This window comes from Longibaculum muris, from assembly GCF_004343035.1.
Classification (GTDB): Bacteria; Bacillota_I; Bacilli_A; order Erysipelotrichales; family Coprobacillaceae; genus Longibaculum; species Longibaculum muris.
Map to the genome: position 1 here is coordinate 1 of NZ_SMCQ01000028.1, position 17,869 is coordinate 17,869.

At 29.9% G+C, this 17,869-nt stretch carries 19 protein-coding genes; 3 read left to right on the forward strand and 16 right to left on the reverse strand.

Translation table 11 applies throughout. The annotated features are described in order from the left end of the window. Positions 1-453: 453 nt before the first annotated feature. The 5 genes from EDD60_RS13875 to EDD60_RS13895 form a co-directional block, all read right to left on the reverse strand. A complete protein-coding gene (locus EDD60_RS13875; RefSeq protein ID WP_066446764.1) occupies positions 454-1,383 on the reverse strand; it encodes a DUF1848 domain-containing protein in 930 nt (309 codons plus the stop codon). A gap of 32 nt (positions 1,384-1,415) precedes the next feature. Continuing rightward, complete coding sequence (locus EDD60_RS13880; protein WP_066446761.1) at positions 1,416-2,093, reverse strand: TIGR00266 family protein; 678 nt, start codon at positions 2,091-2,093, stop codon at positions 1,416-1,418. A gap of 31 nt (positions 2,094-2,124) precedes the next feature. Beyond that, on the reverse strand, positions 2,125-2,490 hold the full coding sequence (locus tag EDD60_RS13885; RefSeq protein ID WP_066446758.1) for a methylglyoxal synthase: 366 nt from the start codon (positions 2,488-2,490) through the stop codon (positions 2,125-2,127). Positions 2,491-2,560: 70 nt separating this feature from the next. Continuing rightward, a complete protein-coding gene (locus EDD60_RS13890) occupies positions 2,561-3,313 on the reverse strand; it encodes a MurR/RpiR family transcriptional regulator (RefSeq protein WP_066446754.1) in 753 nt (250 codons plus the stop codon). 64 nt (positions 3,314-3,377) lie between these two features. Next, the gene (locus EDD60_RS13895) at positions 3,378-4,196 is read right to left on the reverse strand and encodes a Cof-type HAD-IIB family hydrolase (protein ID WP_066446751.1); all 819 of its coding nucleotides are present in this window, start codon (positions 4,194-4,196) and stop codon (positions 3,378-3,380) included. 103 nt (positions 4,197-4,299) lie between these two features. Here EDD60_RS13895 and EDD60_RS13900 point away from each other — a divergent pair, with 103 nt between their 5' ends. Next, complete coding sequence (locus tag EDD60_RS13900) at positions 4,300-5,136, forward strand: MurR/RpiR family transcriptional regulator (protein WP_066446744.1); 837 nt, start codon at positions 4,300-4,302, stop codon at positions 5,134-5,136. A 9-nt stretch (positions 5,137-5,145) separates the two neighbouring features. On the opposite strand, the gene EDD60_RS13905 is transcribed toward EDD60_RS13900, so the two are convergent. The 11 genes from EDD60_RS13905 to gpr all read right to left on the reverse strand — a co-directional run bounded on the left by EDD60_RS13905 (position 5,146) and on the right by gpr (position 17,025). Continuing rightward, positions 5,146-5,448: a PTS sugar transporter subunit IIB gene (locus EDD60_RS13905; protein WP_066446742.1), complete on the reverse strand. Its 303-nt coding sequence runs from the start codon at positions 5,446-5,448 to the stop codon at positions 5,146-5,148. A 187-nt stretch (positions 5,449-5,635) separates the two neighbouring features. Further along, positions 5,636-6,484 carry a Cof-type HAD-IIB family hydrolase gene (locus EDD60_RS13910; RefSeq protein ID WP_066446741.1) on the reverse strand — a complete coding sequence of 283 codons (849 nt, stop codon included), beginning with the start codon at positions 6,482-6,484 and terminating at the stop codon, positions 5,636-5,638. A 94-nt stretch (positions 6,485-6,578) separates the two neighbouring features. Further along, entirely contained in the window at positions 6,579-7,880 is a 1,302-nt protein-coding gene (locus tag EDD60_RS13915) for a pyrimidine-nucleoside phosphorylase (RefSeq protein ID WP_066446739.1), read from the reverse strand. A gap of 78 nt (positions 7,881-7,958) precedes the next feature. Then, positions 7,959-9,329 (reverse strand): peptidylprolyl isomerase, encoded by a 1,371-nt coding sequence (locus tag EDD60_RS13920; RefSeq protein WP_066446736.1) that lies wholly within the window; start codon positions 9,327-9,329, stop codon positions 7,959-7,961. 50 nt (positions 9,330-9,379) lie between these two features. After that, complete coding sequence (locus tag EDD60_RS13925) at positions 9,380-12,124, reverse strand: glycoside hydrolase family 3 N-terminal domain-containing protein (RefSeq protein WP_132226507.1); 2,745 nt, start codon at positions 12,122-12,124, stop codon at positions 9,380-9,382. 166 nt (positions 12,125-12,290) lie between these two features. After that, positions 12,291-13,115 (reverse strand): MurR/RpiR family transcriptional regulator, encoded by an 825-nt coding sequence (locus tag EDD60_RS13930; RefSeq protein ID WP_066446731.1) that lies wholly within the window; start codon positions 13,113-13,115, stop codon positions 12,291-12,293. 12 nt (positions 13,116-13,127) lie between these two features. Beyond that, positions 13,128-13,877, reverse strand: a complete 750-nt coding sequence (locus tag EDD60_RS13935) for a MurR/RpiR family transcriptional regulator (protein WP_066446729.1) — start codon at positions 13,875-13,877, stop codon at positions 13,128-13,130. A 120-nt stretch (positions 13,878-13,997) separates the two neighbouring features. After that, entirely contained in the window at positions 13,998-14,951 is a 954-nt protein-coding gene (gene fmt, locus EDD60_RS13940; protein ID WP_066446727.1) for a methionyl-tRNA formyltransferase, read from the reverse strand. A gap of 22 nt (positions 14,952-14,973) precedes the next feature. Further along, positions 14,974-15,273: a hypothetical protein gene (locus EDD60_RS13945; protein WP_066446719.1), complete on the reverse strand. Its 300-nt coding sequence runs from the start codon at positions 15,271-15,273 to the stop codon at positions 14,974-14,976. Further along, positions 15,270-15,980 (reverse strand): stage II sporulation protein P, encoded by a 711-nt coding sequence (gene spoIIP, locus EDD60_RS13950; RefSeq protein WP_066446717.1) that lies wholly within the window; start codon positions 15,978-15,980, stop codon positions 15,270-15,272. Before spoIIP ends, EDD60_RS13945 begins: the two co-directional genes overlap by 4 nt. A 76-nt stretch (positions 15,981-16,056) precedes the next feature. Then, entirely contained in the window at positions 16,057-17,025 is a 969-nt protein-coding gene (gpr, locus tag EDD60_RS13955) for a GPR endopeptidase (protein WP_066446715.1), read from the reverse strand. Between the two features lie 123 nt (positions 17,026-17,148). Between gpr and rpsT the strand changes: the two genes are divergently transcribed. Further along, positions 17,149-17,412, forward strand: a complete 264-nt coding sequence (rpsT, locus tag EDD60_RS13960) for a 30S ribosomal protein S20 (RefSeq protein WP_066446713.1) — start codon at positions 17,149-17,151, stop codon at positions 17,410-17,412. A 73-nt stretch (positions 17,413-17,485) separates the two neighbouring features. After that, complete coding sequence (locus tag EDD60_RS13965; RefSeq protein WP_066446711.1) at positions 17,486-17,860, forward strand: hypothetical protein; 375 nt, start codon at positions 17,486-17,488, stop codon at positions 17,858-17,860. Positions 17,861-17,869 lie beyond the last annotated feature (9 nt).

Below are 17,869 nucleotides of genomic sequence, written 5' to 3' on the forward strand. Positions count from 1 at the left end.
TTTATTTAATCATTGTTATTGTTGTTTTGGTTATGACTGTTTACCTCTAAAATCTAAATTTTAAGATACTTCTAGAACCACAGATTTCTGTATTCCCAAAAATATCTCTTTTCATTTATATTAGTAATCAACTTCTATTTATATATATCTTCATTCTGCTTTTGCTTTATTATTATACCATGAATATGTATAATTTTTATATATTTATAACTTTTTATAATCAGAAAAAAGATGTTCTTTCGACATCTATCTCAAAAATATTATTTTTCAGTGAGTTTCCATTTGTTCTCATAAATCAAAACTTTCATGTGAATCAGTTTTAATAATCACTTTATTTCCCAATTTTAAAGAATTTTTTTTCTTTGCATTCAAATATAACCTTCTCTTTTTTTGATGAAAGAATGAATCATCATACTATAAGCTCAATTTAACTTTTTCTGACATAACTTCCTATTAAATATCTAAAGATAATTGCCTTTCAATATAACTCTCTTGTTTAGCTTGTTTAATTTCATCATCACTATGCACATGACCTATCAACAATGGTGACAAATAATCATGTCTCTTATAGTTAAGAATGACTTGTTTCTTATCAACATTTGCATAACAATATAAACAACCATGCATACACGTATTATATTCTCCAATATCACGGCTTGGATAACAATGACATTGTGATCTTAAAGGTTGAGTTTTAATATCTTTTAAATCACAACCAATAACATTTTTTAACACTTGTCTTGAAATACAACCATCTTGTTGTATTCCATAAGCACTTAAATCAATTGCTTCAGCACATGTTTTTAATTGAATATGATATTTTTGAGCAATTTCACTCATTGCTTTTGCTAAAAGCTTTTGATTTTCATAAGAAACTTCCTGAATACCAGGAAAGTTCTTTTTTGTCTTAGCATATAGATCAATAAAACTTATAATACATATTTGAGTATATCCTGATAACTGTGAAAGTATATCTTCAAAACATTCTAAATGTTTTTCAATTGTATAATATTTATTTAAAAAGATAGGATCATATCTTAAAGCCACACTTTGACTTCCTAACTGTCGTGAAAGTTCTTGAAATGATTGAATAACTTGTTGATAGGTTGGAACATGTGGTTCGATTTCTTGACCATAAGGTGTAATCGTAACAAAGAAATAAGGGTGATAAGGTTTTAGTAAAGAGATTCTTGATAACATTGGCTGAGGATTTTTACTGCAGAAAACAAGACTATCAACAACATCTTCATTAAGTAAGTATTTGGTAATTTGTTTGGGATAATAAGGATTTCTAACATAGACATAGCCTTCCTTTAAGCGTTGGAAAAACCAATCACTAAAATATGCTGGAATATCAGTTCTTGCACTTGCGTTAATAATCATTAAATGAAAAGAAAGTCATACATGTGTATGACTTATTTCCCAGATGGGAAGAACTGTGCTAAACTTCCAGCAATAGCTGAAATAGGCATTGTCTGTAAAACAACATGTCCTGGTCCTGTAATTACGGTATTAAAGAATCCTTCGCCACCAAACATCTTATTTTTAAGTCCTGGAACAGATTGTGTTGTCATCGTACAAGTTGCATCCATAATTGCAACATATCCAGTATCAACAACAATTTGTTGTCCCGGTGCTAAATCATATTCTACAGTAGCCCCATCAATTTCTACAAAGACTGTTCCATGACCTGAAAGCTTATTCATAATAAAACCTTCACCACCAAAAATACCAGTCATAGCTTTTTTGTTAAAGAAGATACTTCTTTCTACAGTTGGTTCACTTGCTAAGAATGCTGATTTTTGAACAACGATTTCTTTCCCTGGTTCAATATCATACTTTCTAATTTCCCCTGGAAATGATGAAGCAAAAGCAATCTTTCCATCAGCATTGGCAGTGTAAGTATTTAAAAACATTGTTTCGCCAGAAAACATTCTACCAAAAGCTTTTCCAATTCCACCATTACTTGTTGTTCCCATTTCCATACAAGGATCCATCCATGCCATTGCACCACTATCACTTAACATGACATCACCTTTTTTTAAATGACAAACAACAGCTGGTAAAGGTGTCCCAATAATTTCATACTCCATATTTCTTCCTCCTCATGTATCAATGAAACATTTATTTCAATAATCCCTTTAACATCAATTCCCCAGCTTTAAAGTTAGAAGCTAGTGGTACTTGATGAACATCACACAGACGCATCAGAGCACTTACATCAGGTTCATGTGGTTGAGCTGTTAATGGATCCCTAAAAAAGATAACCATATCAATCTTACCTTCAGCAACATAGGCACCAATTTGTTGATCTCCTCCATAAGGACCAGATAAAAAACGATGAACCTGTAAATGTGTATTTTCCATAATTCTCAATCCAGTTGTCCCAGTTGTAAATAATTGATGTTCTTTTAAATCAGCTTCATATTTTTGAACAAATTCAATCATTTCAGCTTTTTTCTTATCATGTGCAATAAGTGCAATATTCATAATGTTTCACCTCATCCTCATTATACAGGAAAAAAGACTTTAATAAAATGATTAAAGTCTAAAATCCCTATTAAATATAATATTTTTGATAATAATAAAGTCTTAAAATATCAAATAATGCCATAATTTGATAATTAAATTGAACCCCATCAAATTTACCAGGTACTTGAATAATATAATGAGCATGTAAATCTTCAAATTTCTTATATTTTACATTTTGAGTCATTAAAATAATTGAAGCAGACTGTATATTTTGATCAATATTTTCTCTTAAATAAGCATCCATTGTTCTTCCTGTAGCACTAATAAAAATAACAATATCATCTTTATGAAAAGAAAAATCATTATCAAAATGATGATATTCAATCACTTCTTTACCAAAAGTAATAAAATCAGTCTGGAAATCAACGGCAATACTCATCGGATAAAGTGCTCCTATAATAATCACACGTTTCTTCTTAAAGATTAACTCACAAATCTCCTCTAATTCTTTAACTAAATCATCTTTAGAATAAGTTGGGTCTAGACCTTCAAGTAATTGTTGAGCTGACACACCTAACATACGTGCTCTAATTTGTGAAACACGTAACATATAATCAGAAACCAACTGTTGCTGGAAATCTTCAAATGTATCAAACCCTAAATGGCGACAAAAATCAAGAACTTCATCCTCACTAAAATGTCCTTCTTTCATTAGTCGTTGTAAATCATAATCCTCCATCTCAACATAATTTCTAACAATAAACAAACCAATCTTGTACATATGATCATTATCTAAACAACCATTTAAATATTTTAAAATTCTTGAAATAACAATATCCATATTATCCCTCCTTATCCTTTTATACAACCATCATACCACATAATCCTTCAAAAGAAAAACAAGACTATAAGATGAATTTTTCAATTAATTCCGCAACAACACCTTCATTACAATCAGCCTTTGTTGTATAATCACATAATGCTTTCACTTCTTCTACCGCATTACCAGCTGCAACCGATAATCCAGCAGCTTCTAGCATTGCCATATCATTAAAATTATCACCAACGGCAATCGTTGCTTCAATAGGAATATTTAATAATCTAGCTAAATCATGTAATCCTTGTCCTTTATTAACACCTTTTAAATTTAATTCCATATAACGCATTGATGAATAACTAACATCAACTTCATCTTTTACAATATCTTGCATTAATGGTTCTAATGATTGAAGATATTCCATATCTCGTGTTTCAAATAAAACTTTTACAATATCATCATTTTTTAAAGCATCCAGACAATCATCTTCTAAAACAATATATTGAATCCCTTGATTGTTCATTCTTTGTCTTTCATTTTCATTCAAATGATAAACATAAATATTTTGAATAGTATAAATAGCTATACAAACATCATAGTGTTTACCAAAATCAAAAAGTTCTTTCATCTTTTCAAAAGATAAACCTTTCATCTGTAAAATACGATTATTCTTATTTTCAGTTAAAACTCCTCCATTAGCAGATAAAACATATTCTCCTTCTTCATCATATAAACCTAATTCTTTTAAACACCCTTGTACTGATTGATATAATCTTCCTGTTGCCGGAACAAACTTAACTCCTTTTTCTTTAGCTTTCTTAATAAGCTCTATATTTCTTTGACAGACTTGATGTTGACTATTTAATAATGTTTCATCTAAGTCACACGCTATTAATTGATATTTCATAATTTCCTCCTTAGATAATCTTATTATATTCTTTTATGCGTCATTATTTTATTTTTTTCTATTTAAGAAATTTATGTTAAAATTAAAAAAAGGACGTGATTTTATGAATATATATTCCCAACTTAAACACTATAAAAATTTTACTGATACTGAGAAAATCTTTGCTCAATTTATCCTTGAACATCCTCAAGATATCATTCAACTCAATGTTCACCAACTAGCTAAAAGCAGTTTTGTATCTGTTTCAACTATCTATCGAGTTATCGAAAAGCTAGAATTGACTGGTTTATCACAATTAAAAATGCTTGTTTCTTCACAATATGAATCCTATTTACATGAACAAAAACAAACTGACTACAATTATCCATTTAAGAAAAATGCAACTCACTATGAAATTATGCATCAGATGAAAACCTTATATGAACAAACCCTTTCATCAACTTTCAACCTCATTGATTTAGAAATGTTTTTAAAAGTCGTTCAAATCATTGACCAAGCCAACCATATCTCACTCTTTCCAACCATCGGTAACTTCTTTATGGCTGAATGTTTTCAACAAAATATGCTTGAAATTGGAAAACGAGTTGAAGTTTATACACAATCTTATTATCAACATTGGTGTGCAGCCACTTGTCAAAAAGATGATGTTGTGATTGTCATTTCTTATGCCAATCGAACACCTTGGTTATTAGATGTAATGAAAGATTTAAGTCAAAGTGAAGCCACAATTGTCTTGATTTCTTCTACTCATGAAAATCAATTATCCCAATATGTAGATTACCATCTTTATTTTTGTTCTTATGAAGATTCTGAAGAAAAGATTGCCTCTTTTTCTTCCCGCATTTCTTTACAATACCTTCTTGATTGCTTATATGCATGTTATTTTAATCGTAATTATGATAAACATTTAAAATATCGTTTAGAAAATTATATTGATTAAGGTCATTGGCTATTCGCCAATGACCTTTAATGCTGCATCTAAGACTTTTTCTCCATTCATCATACCATAATCACGCATTTCAATCACTTGAATTGGTGTTTGCCCTTCAGCTTTTTTAATCAAATAATTGAGCTGATGACGAACTTGTGGTCCCAGCATAACAATATCCCATTCTTTAAGCATTGTTTCTGCTTTCGTGATAGGAACGGCCTGAATTTCAATGGATAATCCTCGTGCTTGAGCAGCTTTTTCCATTCTTGAGACTAACATGCTTGTTGACATACCCGCATTACAAACTAATAATATTTTCATGAATATCCTCCTTCAAGAGGAGAAAAGCAGAAAAGTAATAAGAATATGATTGATAAGTTTCTCCTCTTGACTTCATTTTATCAAAAGCAAGACTTTCATGAGGGGTTATTTTTAAGATTGAAATGAGTTTATCATAAATTATCAATTCGTATCTTTTATATTGAAAAAAATTTATCAAAAAAGAAGCCTAAGCTTCTTCAATAAGACCTATTTCCTTCATAACTTTATAAATTCCATCATCATCAGGATCAGTAAAATAATATTGTCCTAAATCTTTCAGATTTTGTGGGGCACCTTCATAAACTACACCAATATTTACTTCTTCTAACATTTGATAATCATTCATACTATCTCCAAAACCAATTGTATCTTTCATTTGTCCATGGAAATGATTAACGACTTTAATGATACCATCTGCTTTTGTACAATATTTTAGAATAATTTCACCATTGACAAAATCATCTTCTTCCTTAGAAAAAATAACAATATTAAAGAATTCTTCTAAGAAAGGAGCACAACTATAAAAATCATCTTTATGTGGTGCAATAAAACAAACTTTAGTTACACCAGTTGTTAAGATATTAAAATCTTTGACTGGACGTCGATTTTCATTTGCACGTCTGACTTGCAAAAATCTTGCAAGTTCTAAGTTGTTTTCACAATCTTTTAAATGCTTTTGATCAAAGAATTCATTAACTCCAGGCGTTTGATATAAAGCATCTTTTGTTTCTAAAGTAAATAGAATATGATTATTAATAAATAATGTCATGACTTCTGATAAAATATATTGATTCATAAAGTTTTCAAAAATAAATTCATTATCAATAATAACAAAACCACCAGCACTACAAATAATTCCATCAAAAGGAATCTCTTTTAAATCATCAGAAATAGATGTTGGTGCTCTCCCAGTACATAAAAATGCTTTGTGTCCATTTTTTTGAGCTTGTTCAATCGCCCACTTTGTTTTCTCTGTTACCTTTTTTGACTTTCCCATTAATGTTCCATCAATATCATAAAATAGAAATTTCCCCATAATAATCACCACCGTTTTCTATTATACAAAAGTTTCATTTTATTGAAAACAAAAACAACAAGATTTGAAAAAAAATCGTCATTTCTGACGATTATTATGATAAAACTTCATCAATCAAAATAGGATGCGCAACAAAATCATCACTAAAATGATATGCACTTAAAATCTCTTGTCTTAGTTCTTCACTTAATCCATGATTTGTATGAACATAAAGTAAGATATCATCTTTTTTAACAAAATCACCAATCTTCTTATTTAAAACTATACCAACACTATGATCAATGACATCATCCGTTGTTTGACGACCGCCACCCAACTTCATACTGACAAGTCCTAAAGTCATCGCTTCTAAGTCTTTCACATAACCTTCTTTAAAACTCTTAATCGCAATAACTTCCTTGGCTTTTTCAAACATTTCAGGATGCTTAATATATTCATCATCGCCACCTTGAGCTTTTACCATTGCACATAGTGTATGCAACGCCTTTTTACTTGCAATAACATCTTCCAACATTTTTCTTGCTGCTATTTCTGAATCAGTTTTTTGAGCTTGCACAAGCATATGACTTCCTGCCTGTAAACAAAGCTCTAATAAATCACTAGGTCCATGTCCATTTAAGGTATCAATAGCTTCTTTAACTTCTAAGCTATTGCCAATGGCATTACCTAATGGTTGTGACATATTCGAAATCGTTGCACGTGTATCTTTACCAAGTGATTCACCAATTTCAATCATTGTACGTGCTAAGATTTTTGCATCTTCAATTGTTTTCATAAATGCTCCATCACCATATTTAACATCTAATAAAATTGCATCACTCCCTGCTGCTAATTTTTTAGACATAATAGAAGAAGCAATTAATGGAATGCACGAAACAGTTGCTGTGACATCACGCAAGGCATACATTTTTTTATCAGCAGGATCTAAATGTGCACTTTGTCCAATAATGGCTAGATGGCAATCATTCACTTGTTTCACAAAATCTTCTTCACTAATCATGATATGCAATCCGGGAATGGATTCTAACTTATCCAATGTTCCACCAGTATGTCCCAAACCACGACCACTCATTTTTGCAACTGGAACACCACAAGCAGCTACAATAGGTCCTAAAACTAAAGAAGTCTTATCACCAACACCACCTGTACTATGTTTATCAACTTTCACTCCAGCAATGGCACTTAAATCAATAATATCACCACTATGCATCATTTCCTTTGTCAAAGTTGCTGTTTCACGCTTATTTAAACCTTGAAAACAAACTGCCATCATCCACGCACTCATTTGATAATCAGGAATTTTTTCATTTGTATAGCCTTCAATAATAAAATGAATTTCTTCATCTGTTAATTCTAATCCATCTCTTTTCTTCTGAATCAAATCAACCATTCTCATTTTTATCACTCCTTATATGCTTATTATAGCATGGAAGCTATTGTCTTAAAATAAAAACAAAATAAAGATTTTTTCCTTTTAAATAGAGACATCAATTGTATCTTTTAATTTTTTTATTTGAAGTTCATATTGTTCATTTTGATAAGCTTTTAAAGCATTCGCATAATATTCCTTTTCACCTTGACCTATAAAATAAACAATAGAATATCCATGTGTGCTTTTTAAAACAGCCATATCACCTTTTTGACGTGAAGAATCATAAATCCACTTTTCAATCTCTGCATTACTATCTCGTTTAGATACCCCTTCATAATCTCCATTGTTCTCTTTATAATCAGAATATTTTTGATTATATTGATGAAATATATCCAATGTTAAATGATCTTCTGCCTTTAGCTTCTTATATAATTCATTAGCAAATTCCTGACAAGCAGTCCATTGTTTATCTGTTATAGAAGATGTATCAGTTTCTCTTGCATCTAAATAAATAGTAGAAATATTTACTTGATGATAGATTGGTTTTTCACGTTTAAGAAACATAACAACATCATAGCTGTTATCACCTTCATACATTTTCACTTCATTTTTTTGCATTGAATTATTAAACAAAGGAATTTGTAAATAATTTGGTAAATCTTCTTTTCTTAGATTGTCTCTTAAACTTAAATCTGTTTGTTGATAATATGTTTTTAATGATTCATCAATATGCTTTAAAACAAATGCTTTAAATTCATTTTCAGTATGTTTTTGATTTACAAAAGCATCAATAATCTTTTTATTTTCATCATTTTTTTCAAAAGCTATATAACGAATTGTGACTGTATCAAACATATCTTGATGTTTTGAATAATAGTTTTCTACTTCTGTTTGAGTAGGATTAACAAAAAGTTTTTTTGAATATTGACTAGCCAAGGTAATTTTTTGATACTGATTAATAATGAGTTCTTTATTCGCTTCAATTCCATAGATAGAATGTAAATAATCATCTAATTTAATATTATTTTGTTGACAATATTTTTCAATACTTGCAAAATATGCATCAGCTTCTTTTTCTATATCTGTAGTTACTGTCATTTGAGCAGACTTAGCTGCATTATATAACGCATTAATTTCTTTATAATATTCTAATGCCTGCTTAGCAAAATAGCCTTCCCAACTTTGTTCTTGATATCCTTCAATTGTGCATTTTTGATCTTTTAATGAATTAATATTATCATTTAATTGGAATGGTAAAACATTTGCATTATCATCACCTAAGGCATTTTGGACTTGGGCTAAATACTTTCTAAAAGCATAACCATAAAAAAATTCATATTCTTTTTGATTGTTCTCACCTTTTAATTGATAAGATAAATGTAAATTCCCTAAATAATGATTTTCTGCTTCTTTTTGACATCCACTTAAAAGAAAAGTGCATACCAACAATAGAGATAACAACTTTTTTAACATAATACAACTCCTTAATGAAAGGCACACTTTACGTGTGCCTAAGCTTTAAATTAATCTTCTTTTTTCTTTTTTAAGAATACTCCTACACCTGTGATAAGTGCTAAAGAAGCTAACCCAGCAAATGGTAAAATATTTGTTTCATCAGAAGTTTGTGGGTTTTTACCTTGTTCACTCTTATCTGGTGTTTGTTCTTTATCATTATTTTGATCTTTATCTTGATTTTGATCCTTGTTGTCATCTTTTACTTTATCAGTAACAGGACGATCAGGATTATAAGTTTTAACTCTATCATCATCAATAAGACCAGACCAGTTTAAACCATAAGCAACGTCATAAGTATTACCTTCAGCATCTTTATAACATACTAAATCACCAGCAACATCTTCTTTATTTGCTTCTACAGTATCCATATTAGCAGGGAACTGCATTGGTAATAACCCCTTAGGTTCACTCTTACCATTAATGATATCAAAGATAGCTTGATCACTAACAGAGAAGCTAGCTAAAATAGCGTCACATCTTGATTCAATTTCACTTAAAATAACTGGACCTGAACAGTTAACTGAAGCAACAATTGGAATATTCTTTCCAGTTTTCTTCACTGCTTCATAAGCATTGTTAAATGCTGTTAAATCATATTCATTAGCAATCTTAGATGTATTTCCATAATAAGATCTATTTTGTTGTTTACCATCTACAATATCACCAGCAATTGATGTTTTTCTTACATTTTTACCATCTGCTGTATAAGATGACCATTGTAATGATAATGGATAGAATGAAGATTTTCCATCTTTTGTTTGAATACCAGCCTTGCTAAATAGAGAACCATTATTTGGTGATCTCATACCAACAATAACCATATCTACATCACTTAAATCTGGAGTTTTCACATTAACTTTTGTTAAATTTCCAGCTTTATCTTTTTCAATTGTTATTTCATCTGTAATAACTTTTCCATAAATTCCTTTTGCTGTTTCTAAATTTAATGGAGTTACAACACTAGCAGGACTATTTCCAAAGATTGCAGTTTGTGCATCATCAACTGAATGAGGAATATAAACAGTCATATCTTTAGGAGCTTTTGTTTGTTGACTTGCTTTTTTAATTAATTGATCCTTATTTTTTAATAAAACAACAGAATCTAATTGAGCTTGGTAACCAGCTTTTTGATTTTCCGGTTGAGTTGCTCTAGCAATTGATTCATCTAAATCTAAATATGGATTTTCAAAATATCCAGTTTGTAAAGTTAAAGTTAATAAACGTTCAGCAGATTTTGCAAATACAGCTTTTGCTTGATTAATACCATCTTCTTTAACCATTTTATCATATGAATAACAGATTGGTGCATTATCATTATTTCCCCCAAACATATCTCCACCAACTGATAAAATTCTATGATGTCTATCATTAATCGATAAGTTTTCAACACCCCAAGACATACCTAATCCACCAATTGATAATTCAACTGGTGCATCTGAAGTTACACCCCAGTCTGTACATACAACCCCATCAAAACCTAAATCTTTTCTTAATAAATTCATTTTCCATGAACTATAAGCACTACCAACACGTTCTCCACCTAATGGACTTCCATCAGCTTTAATTCCAATTGAATAAGAAGTCATGACAGCAGCAGCACTACCAGTTTTTCCTTTCAATTTAAATGAAGCTTTAAATGGATTTAAGAATTCTTCATAATTTCCACCAGGATAAACAGCATATTTACCAGCAATTGTATGTGATTCACGTCCACCTTCACCAGCACCATCACCAGGGAAGTGTTTAATCATACAGTTAATTGAATCTTTTCCCCAACCAACATCTTTGCCATTCACATAAGTCGATTGTGATCCATCTACATAAGCTTGTGCCATTGTTTGAGATAATTTAGAATTTTCACCAAATGTTCCACCATTACGTAACCATCTTGGTTCAGTAGCTAAGTCCATTTGTGGTCCTAAAGCTGTAGCAATCCCTAAAGCTCTATATTCTTCAGATGAAGCTTTAGCAAAATTATACATATGTTCTTCACTAAATGTTGCGGCTAATCCTAAGTTAGATGGCCATTTAGAAATATCAGTAGATCCACCTGCAACGTTATCTGAATATAAATCTCCAGAACCAGCAGTTGAACGAGGGTCAGATGAAAAATCAACTGGAACATTGAAATCAGATTCTTCAATGAACGCTTGCATTGCATTTGTCCATCCGACTGCATCTTTAACATCATTTCCTGCAGCATCAGTAATATTTCTTACATAACTGTTAGTTAAATAATCTTTTTGTGAATCTGTTAAACCGTTCTTACTTACAGCTTCATGCGAACTAAACAACATTAAACCAGCAATTTTTGTAATACCTTTAGGGACTTCAACTGTTGTCTTTTTATCTTTATCAACAACAACTTCTACCATTTCAGTATCATTAACCAATTGATCAGCAAGATCTTTTGCTCTTTGTTCTACAGTCAAACGCCAATCTTCATACTTATCCAATTCCCCATCTTTGTCCATATCTTTGAAGGCATAAGTATATTCTCCGTCTTCGACTTCAAGAATATAATCTTTTTGTTCTCCATCTTTTTCTTGGACTAATGAAGCAATTGTTTTCCCTCCATTTGGATTCGTTACAACAGCTACTTTTCTTGTTTCTTCTTTCCCATTAACGACTGTGTAATAATCCTTAATGACTTTTGTGTAGGCTTTTGTTTCAGCAGCACCTACAGTTCCGCCAGCAAGTACACTTAATGCAGTTGTTGAGGCTGCAATACCTGCAACGAATTTTTTCTTCATTCTTTACTTTCCTCCTCTAATTGATTTTACCAACTACACATATTCTAACACAATTTACAATGTAAGCGTTTTACTTATGTTGATTTCTTTTTCCTTAATTTATTCAATTGTTCATAATTAAAAAAACAATCTTTATATGTAGACTGTTTTTGTTAATTAAACAAATTTATTTTTTATTATTTATATTTTTAGCTTGCAGATAGGCAAAACTTAACTTATAAACGAAATCTATAATAGCAAACAAATATAAATAATAATCTGTTGTATAAGGAATACCAATAAATGTACATCCTAAATATTTAATATTCAAAATACTTTTTTGTCCAATAAAGACCTTTTGAATAGGAATATTCATAAGTTGTTTAAATTGTATAATTTCATCAAACTCATGACTTTCTAATAAACTTTCAAAAGACTCATTAGGAGCAATAATAAAAATTAAATCATCCTTATCAAATGTATCCAATAAATGATTAATATCCTTTTTATTTAACATTGAACGAATATAAACCTCTTTACCTTGAAAAGATAAAAAGGTTTGAAATTCTCTCAAACACAAACAAAAATTATCCTCGCCACAAATTAATAACCGTTTAGCCTGAACAATGTCTTGACCAATCTTGCCAATTACTTCATGTGATATCCCTGCATCATATTCTTGAAAATAATGTTCTTGATTTCTTGTCATTTTTGGATAATCTCTATCAAGATTTAAACTGACATTCATTTCTATAATATTATTAAGAGACTTACGGTCCTCTATCTCACTTGCTAAATGACTAATAAAAACTTTCCAGCTTTCAAACCCCATATCATGACAAAATTTTAAAACTGAAGAACGTGAAGTAAATGAGCTTGTAGCTAGTGAAGTTAATGTCATATTATAAACATCATCTAAATGTTTTAATAAATATTGTGCAATCTGATAGTAAACATGATCAAAACTGTATGTATCAACTATCGTTTGTACTTTACTTATTATCATCCCCATACTTATTTTCTCCTATTCATTTAAAAAGCATTCACAAAATAATAATTCTAAAAAATACATAACTAAAAAATTATAATCATAGATTTGTGGTGTTTGAGGGAATTGAATATAATAATCTATTTTATCTAACGTTTCAAATTGATCAGTAAGTGTTAATAAAACTTTTGAGGATGGAGAAAAATAGATTTGATGAAATTTCTTTGAACATTCTCTTATATATCTTCCACTCGCACTTAGAATAATCGTTATATCATTTTCATTAAAATCATATGGGATATTTTCTAAGCTATTATAATCGACATATACTTTTTTCCCGATACTTATCATATTGGTTTGAAATTCAACACATAAAGAAAGAGGGTATATGGCTCCAAATAAAAAAATTCTTTGACTCTCTTTGATTTTTTGAGATAAATCTTGAATCATATTTTTGATATGATGATCATCATGATAAATTTCATTGATACGTTGATAATAATTTTGTTGATATGTTAAAGTATAATTACTTTTTAATTGATTCATCTTTACATTTTTGGATTTGATTAATTCATTTTGAAAATCTAACCATGAATGAAAACCAAATAAATCACAAAATCTATGAATACTTGCTCGTGATACAAAGCATTCATCAGTTATCATTTTAACACTTAAATCATCAATATTGGGATAGCGCTGAATAATAAACATTGCTATATTATAATTAACATCATGCTTTATCACAGTATTAACAAACAAAATTAACCGTCCAATTACTACATTCATTATCTTTTCCTCATCTATGTTATTTCTTCAAATATTTTATCATTTCTCCTCTTTGATGTCTATAAATTAAAATTATCTTTCATATATAGAAAAAACAACCTTAGTTTAACTAAGATTGCTTTACTCAAATTGACTATCAACTTCAAAAATATTATGTCCATTCAAATAATCCTTAACAGACATTCTTTTTTTACCTTCTAATTGAAATTCAGTAATTAAAAATACTCCATCATCAACTTTCACACCAATCGCATCCTTAAATATTTTCACAATTGTTCCACTCTCTTGATGAGCATGATGCTTCATTGCATTTTCACATTGATGTACTTGACCAGCCCAGATTTTCACTGTTTTCCCAAGATAAGTTGTATAACTTCCTGGCCATGGGTTTGTTCCACGTACTTTATTGTATACTTGTAAAGCTGTCATATGCCAATTTAAACGCTCATCTTCTCTTGATAAAGTCGGTGCATAAGTCACCAATGACTCATCTTGAGGAATGCTTGCATTCGTTCCTGCTAAAATAGAAGGTAGTGTTTCTTTTAATAAATCTGCTCCAAGGACACTTAGACGATCATATAAAATACCCACTGTATCATCATATAAAATCGGTGTTTCTTTTTGACTAATGATATGACCTGCATCCATCTTCTTTACCATATACATAATTGTTACACCGGTTTTTTCTTGACCATCAATAATACATTGATGAACAGGTGCTCCGCCACGATAAAGTGGTAATAATGAAGCATGGACATTGACGCATCCTAGACGTGGTGCTTCTAAGATTGCTTGAGGAACAATTTGTCCATAAGCTGCAGTAATAATTAAATCAGGCTTTAAATCAAGAATTGCCTGATAATCTTCTTTAATCTTAACTGGTTGAATCACTGGAATATCATATTTTAATGCTTCTACTTTCACATCAGGCATCGTTAATACTTTTTTTCTACCAACATAACGATCAGGTTGTGAAACAACTCCCACAACATTATATTTTTCTTCAATCAACATCTTTAAAACAGCTAAGGAAAAAGATGCTGTTCCCATAAATACAATTCTTTCTTCTTTCATGCTTTTCAACTCTCTTTCCTTATTAGTATACCATAACCATCAATATCATACTAATAAAATCAGAGAAAATTGTCGCAACAAATTCAATAATAGAAACACACCCATCACTCATTTTTTTCATCAAAGATGAAACATGATTATCCGATGAATCTTGTAAAGTAATATATTGGTTTTCACTTATTTCTTTTGAAGAAACAGTTTCTTCAAACTGATCAATTGATCTTTGAAACATTGTCTTAGAAACTTCTTGATTATCAAAGAATAAAGCAATTATACACATTAATAAAAGTACCAGACCCAAATCAATAAGAAACTGTTTCATGCACTTAAATACTCATCCAATACCAAAGCTAAAATATTTAATGAATTTTGTACTTCTTCAAATGTGTTTTGATTTGCTCCAACTTCAATTAACATCATATTATCAGTTGTTCCTTGATTATAATGACTTTGTTTTATATAAACTCCTCGACATATTTTAGGAATCTTTTGATTAAGCATAGATGATAATTTTTCACAACGTTTCTTTACTGCTGGATAATGTTCACTGCCTTTTCCAACAACAAACATTAATTTTGCGTAATTTTTATGATCAACAGTAATTGTTGATAAAGATTTTTTAATTGAATCACGATGAAAATCAATGACCAAATCATATTCACCATGTTTCGATAAAGCTTTATTCAAATATTTTTTAGAAACTGTATAGGAATAAGCATAATCGATATGATTCTTAGTTTTATATAGTTCAAAATCCGTTGTTTCATAATTCACATCATATCCTTTATTCTGTAACAATTGCATTAAATATCGGCTCCCTTCTTTAACTGACTGACTTGCATATTCTTCCCCTTGATGTGTGTTATAAATATATATTGATTTTCCATTTTGTTGTTTTTGAACATCGGTAGCTGAAAGTGACGCAGCAACATTTTCAATATTCTCACTAAACACTTTTTGAAAAGGAAGATTGAGTAAAATCACTATTACAATAATAATCTTTAACACAATCTTGAAATTATTATTCATTCTCTCTTCCTCCTTTGACTATACATCAAATCATATGCAAAAAAAGGTACATTTAGTACCCTTTGTTATGATTATTTTAATATCTTAAATGATTAATACTAGAAGATAAAAGTTTAGATAACATTTCAATATCAAAATCAATTTGTTTATCACTCATCACAAATTGATTTTCTATTGGGTTTAAAACTTCATTTAATAATTGAATACGCTTTTGTTCATCCAATTGTCCGATTTCACCTAAAATCAAACGTCTTTGTACTTCATTTAATCGTCCTTCATATCTTTTCCTTTTTCCTACCTTTAAAGCTGAGGAAGGATCTAGTGATTCCTTAAAATAGCCTTCTAATAAATTATAAACATCACTTACCAAACTAGAGACATGAATAACAGTTGGAACACCAATGGCAATCACCGGAACCCCCATTGAAGATTCACTAATACTTTTACGATGATTCCCAATTCCACTGCCTGGATAAATACCTACATTATTCATCTGAATAACATGACAGATTTTCTCATAACTTTGAGCACATAATGCATCTATTGCAATAATGACATCAGGATGAAATTCTTGAACTAAGCAATGGACAATATCGGCTGTTTCCATTCCCGTGTGTGCCATAACTCCTGGAGCAATACACATACAATCATAGTATTGATTTTGATGTCTTTCGTCTAATGGATAATGATGGGTAGAACGTAAATATTTAATTGTACGTGGTCCTATTGCATCACTTGTTAAGGTGTCATTGCCTAAACCTACAAATAATAAAAGTGGATCAATTTTATTTGTTTTACTTTTGATAAAGCTTGTTAATTGGCGTTCAAAGTGTTGAGAAATGGTTGACATTTCTTCATAATCAGGAAAACTAATTTCTACATATTGTCCGACTTCATGGGGATAAAGTTCACTTGTTTGTAGAATTTCAAATGTTTCAATCGAGACATTTCCATCTTTTTTTTCATAATGTTTATAATCTTTATCTTTTGTTGCATGAACCAAAGATTCAATCGCTAAATCACTTCGCGTATAATATTTTTTCATATTCTCACCACATTAATCATTGACAAATTAAAAAAATATAATCATTTCACAATAAAACATTGCATTTATCGTCTATTTTTGATAGAATAACATGGCGAAAGACAAAAGCGAGGTGAAAGAACAATGGCAAACATGAAACAACAAATCAAACGTTATAAAAATGATAACAAAAAACGTGCAATCAACAATTCTTATAAAAGTGCTTTAAAAACAGCAATCAAAAAAGTAAGAGCTGAAGTTGAAGCTGGAAATAAAGAAGCTGCTATCGCTGCTTACAATGTTGCTGCATCTAAATTAGATGCTTCAGTAAGCAAAGGAATTCATCATAAGAACTATGCTAGCAGACAAAAATCTAGATTAGCTAAATTAGTAAACTCTATCGCTTAATGTGTGATAGAGTTTTTTATTTTGACAAATGTTTTATTCCTCTTATGTTATGATGTCGTAAGGGGTGATATATATGGTTTGTAGTTTAATTGGAGCTTTTTTATTAGTTTATGTTGCCGTGATTACTTTTATGAATATATTAGGCTATCCTTTAAGTAAATTTATGTTAGATTATCAATATCCATTTTTATCTATAAAAAAGAATTGTCTATTTGCTTTTATTATACAATTGTGTGCAATGTTAACTCTTTTACAAGCTGGACATATCATTGCTTTTATTTTACCAGTTTTTTTGATTCAAGTTTTATGTATTTTTTTAAGCATCTTTTTATCCATTGTAACACTATTTTATTGGTATTCTCATGATCAAGAAAAACGCTTTGTTATGGCTCCTTTACTTAGTCTTATTACATTATGTTTTTATTTAACTATCTTCAATACTTATTGAAGTTTTTTT

Excerpts from the sequence above, each read along its gene's own strand:
- EDD60_RS13900 (WP_066446744.1), top strand. The coding sequence starts at position 4,300 with ATGAATATATATTCCCAACTTAAACACTATAAAAATTTTACTGATACT.
- EDD60_RS13915 (WP_066446739.1), bottom strand. The coding sequence starts at position 7,880 with ATGAGAATGGTTGATTTGATTCAGAAGAAAAGAGATGGATTAGAATTA.
- EDD60_RS13895 (WP_066446751.1), bottom strand. The coding sequence starts at position 4,196 with ATGAAATATCAATTAATAGCGTGTGACTTAGATGAAACATTATTAAAT.
- EDD60_RS13890 (WP_066446754.1), bottom strand. The coding sequence starts at position 3,313 with ATGGATATTGTTATTTCAAGAATTTTAAAATATTTAAATGGTTGTTTA.
- EDD60_RS13930 (WP_066446731.1), bottom strand. The coding sequence starts at position 13,115 with ATGGGGATGATAATAAGTAAAGTACAAACGATAGTTGATACATACAGT.
- gpr (WP_066446715.1), bottom strand. The coding sequence starts at position 17,025 with ATGAAAAAATATTATACGCGAAGTGATTTAGCGATTGAATCTTTGGTT.
- EDD60_RS13885 (WP_066446758.1), bottom strand. The coding sequence starts at position 2,490 with ATGAATATTGCACTTATTGCACATGATAAGAAAAAAGCTGAAATGATT.
- EDD60_RS13880 (WP_066446761.1), bottom strand. The coding sequence starts at position 2,093 with ATGGAGTATGAAATTATTGGGACACCTTTACCAGCTGTTGTTTGTCAT.
- EDD60_RS13920 (WP_066446736.1), bottom strand. The coding sequence starts at position 9,329 with ATGTTAAAAAAGTTGTTATCTCTATTGTTGGTATGCACTTTTCTTTTA.
- EDD60_RS13935 (WP_066446729.1), bottom strand. The coding sequence starts at position 13,877 with ATGAATGTAGTAATTGGACGGTTAATTTTGTTTGTTAATACTGTGATA.
- EDD60_RS13905 (WP_066446742.1), bottom strand. The coding sequence starts at position 5,448 with ATGAAAATATTATTAGTTTGTAATGCGGGTATGTCAACAAGCATGTTA.
- EDD60_RS13965 (WP_066446711.1), top strand. The coding sequence starts at position 17,486 with ATGGTTTGTAGTTTAATTGGAGCTTTTTTATTAGTTTATGTTGCCGTG.
- EDD60_RS13925 (WP_132226507.1), bottom strand. The coding sequence starts at position 12,124 with ATGAAGAAAAAATTCGTTGCAGGTATTGCAGCCTCAACAACTGCATTA.
- EDD60_RS13875 (WP_066446764.1), bottom strand. The coding sequence starts at position 1,383 with ATGATTATTAACGCAAGTGCAAGAACTGATATTCCAGCATATTTTAGT.
- fmt (WP_066446727.1), bottom strand. The coding sequence starts at position 14,951 with ATGAAAGAAGAAAGAATTGTATTTATGGGAACAGCATCTTTTTCCTTA.
- EDD60_RS13945 (WP_066446719.1), bottom strand. The coding sequence starts at position 15,273 with ATGAAACAGTTTCTTATTGATTTGGGTCTGGTACTTTTATTAATGTGT.
- spoIIP (WP_066446717.1), bottom strand. The coding sequence starts at position 15,980 with ATGAATAATAATTTCAAGATTGTGTTAAAGATTATTATTGTAATAGTG.
- rpsT (WP_066446713.1), top strand. The coding sequence starts at position 17,149 with ATGGCAAACATGAAACAACAAATCAAACGTTATAAAAATGATAACAAA.
- EDD60_RS13910 (WP_066446741.1), bottom strand. The coding sequence starts at position 6,484 with ATGGGGAAATTTCTATTTTATGATATTGATGGAACATTAATGGGAAAG.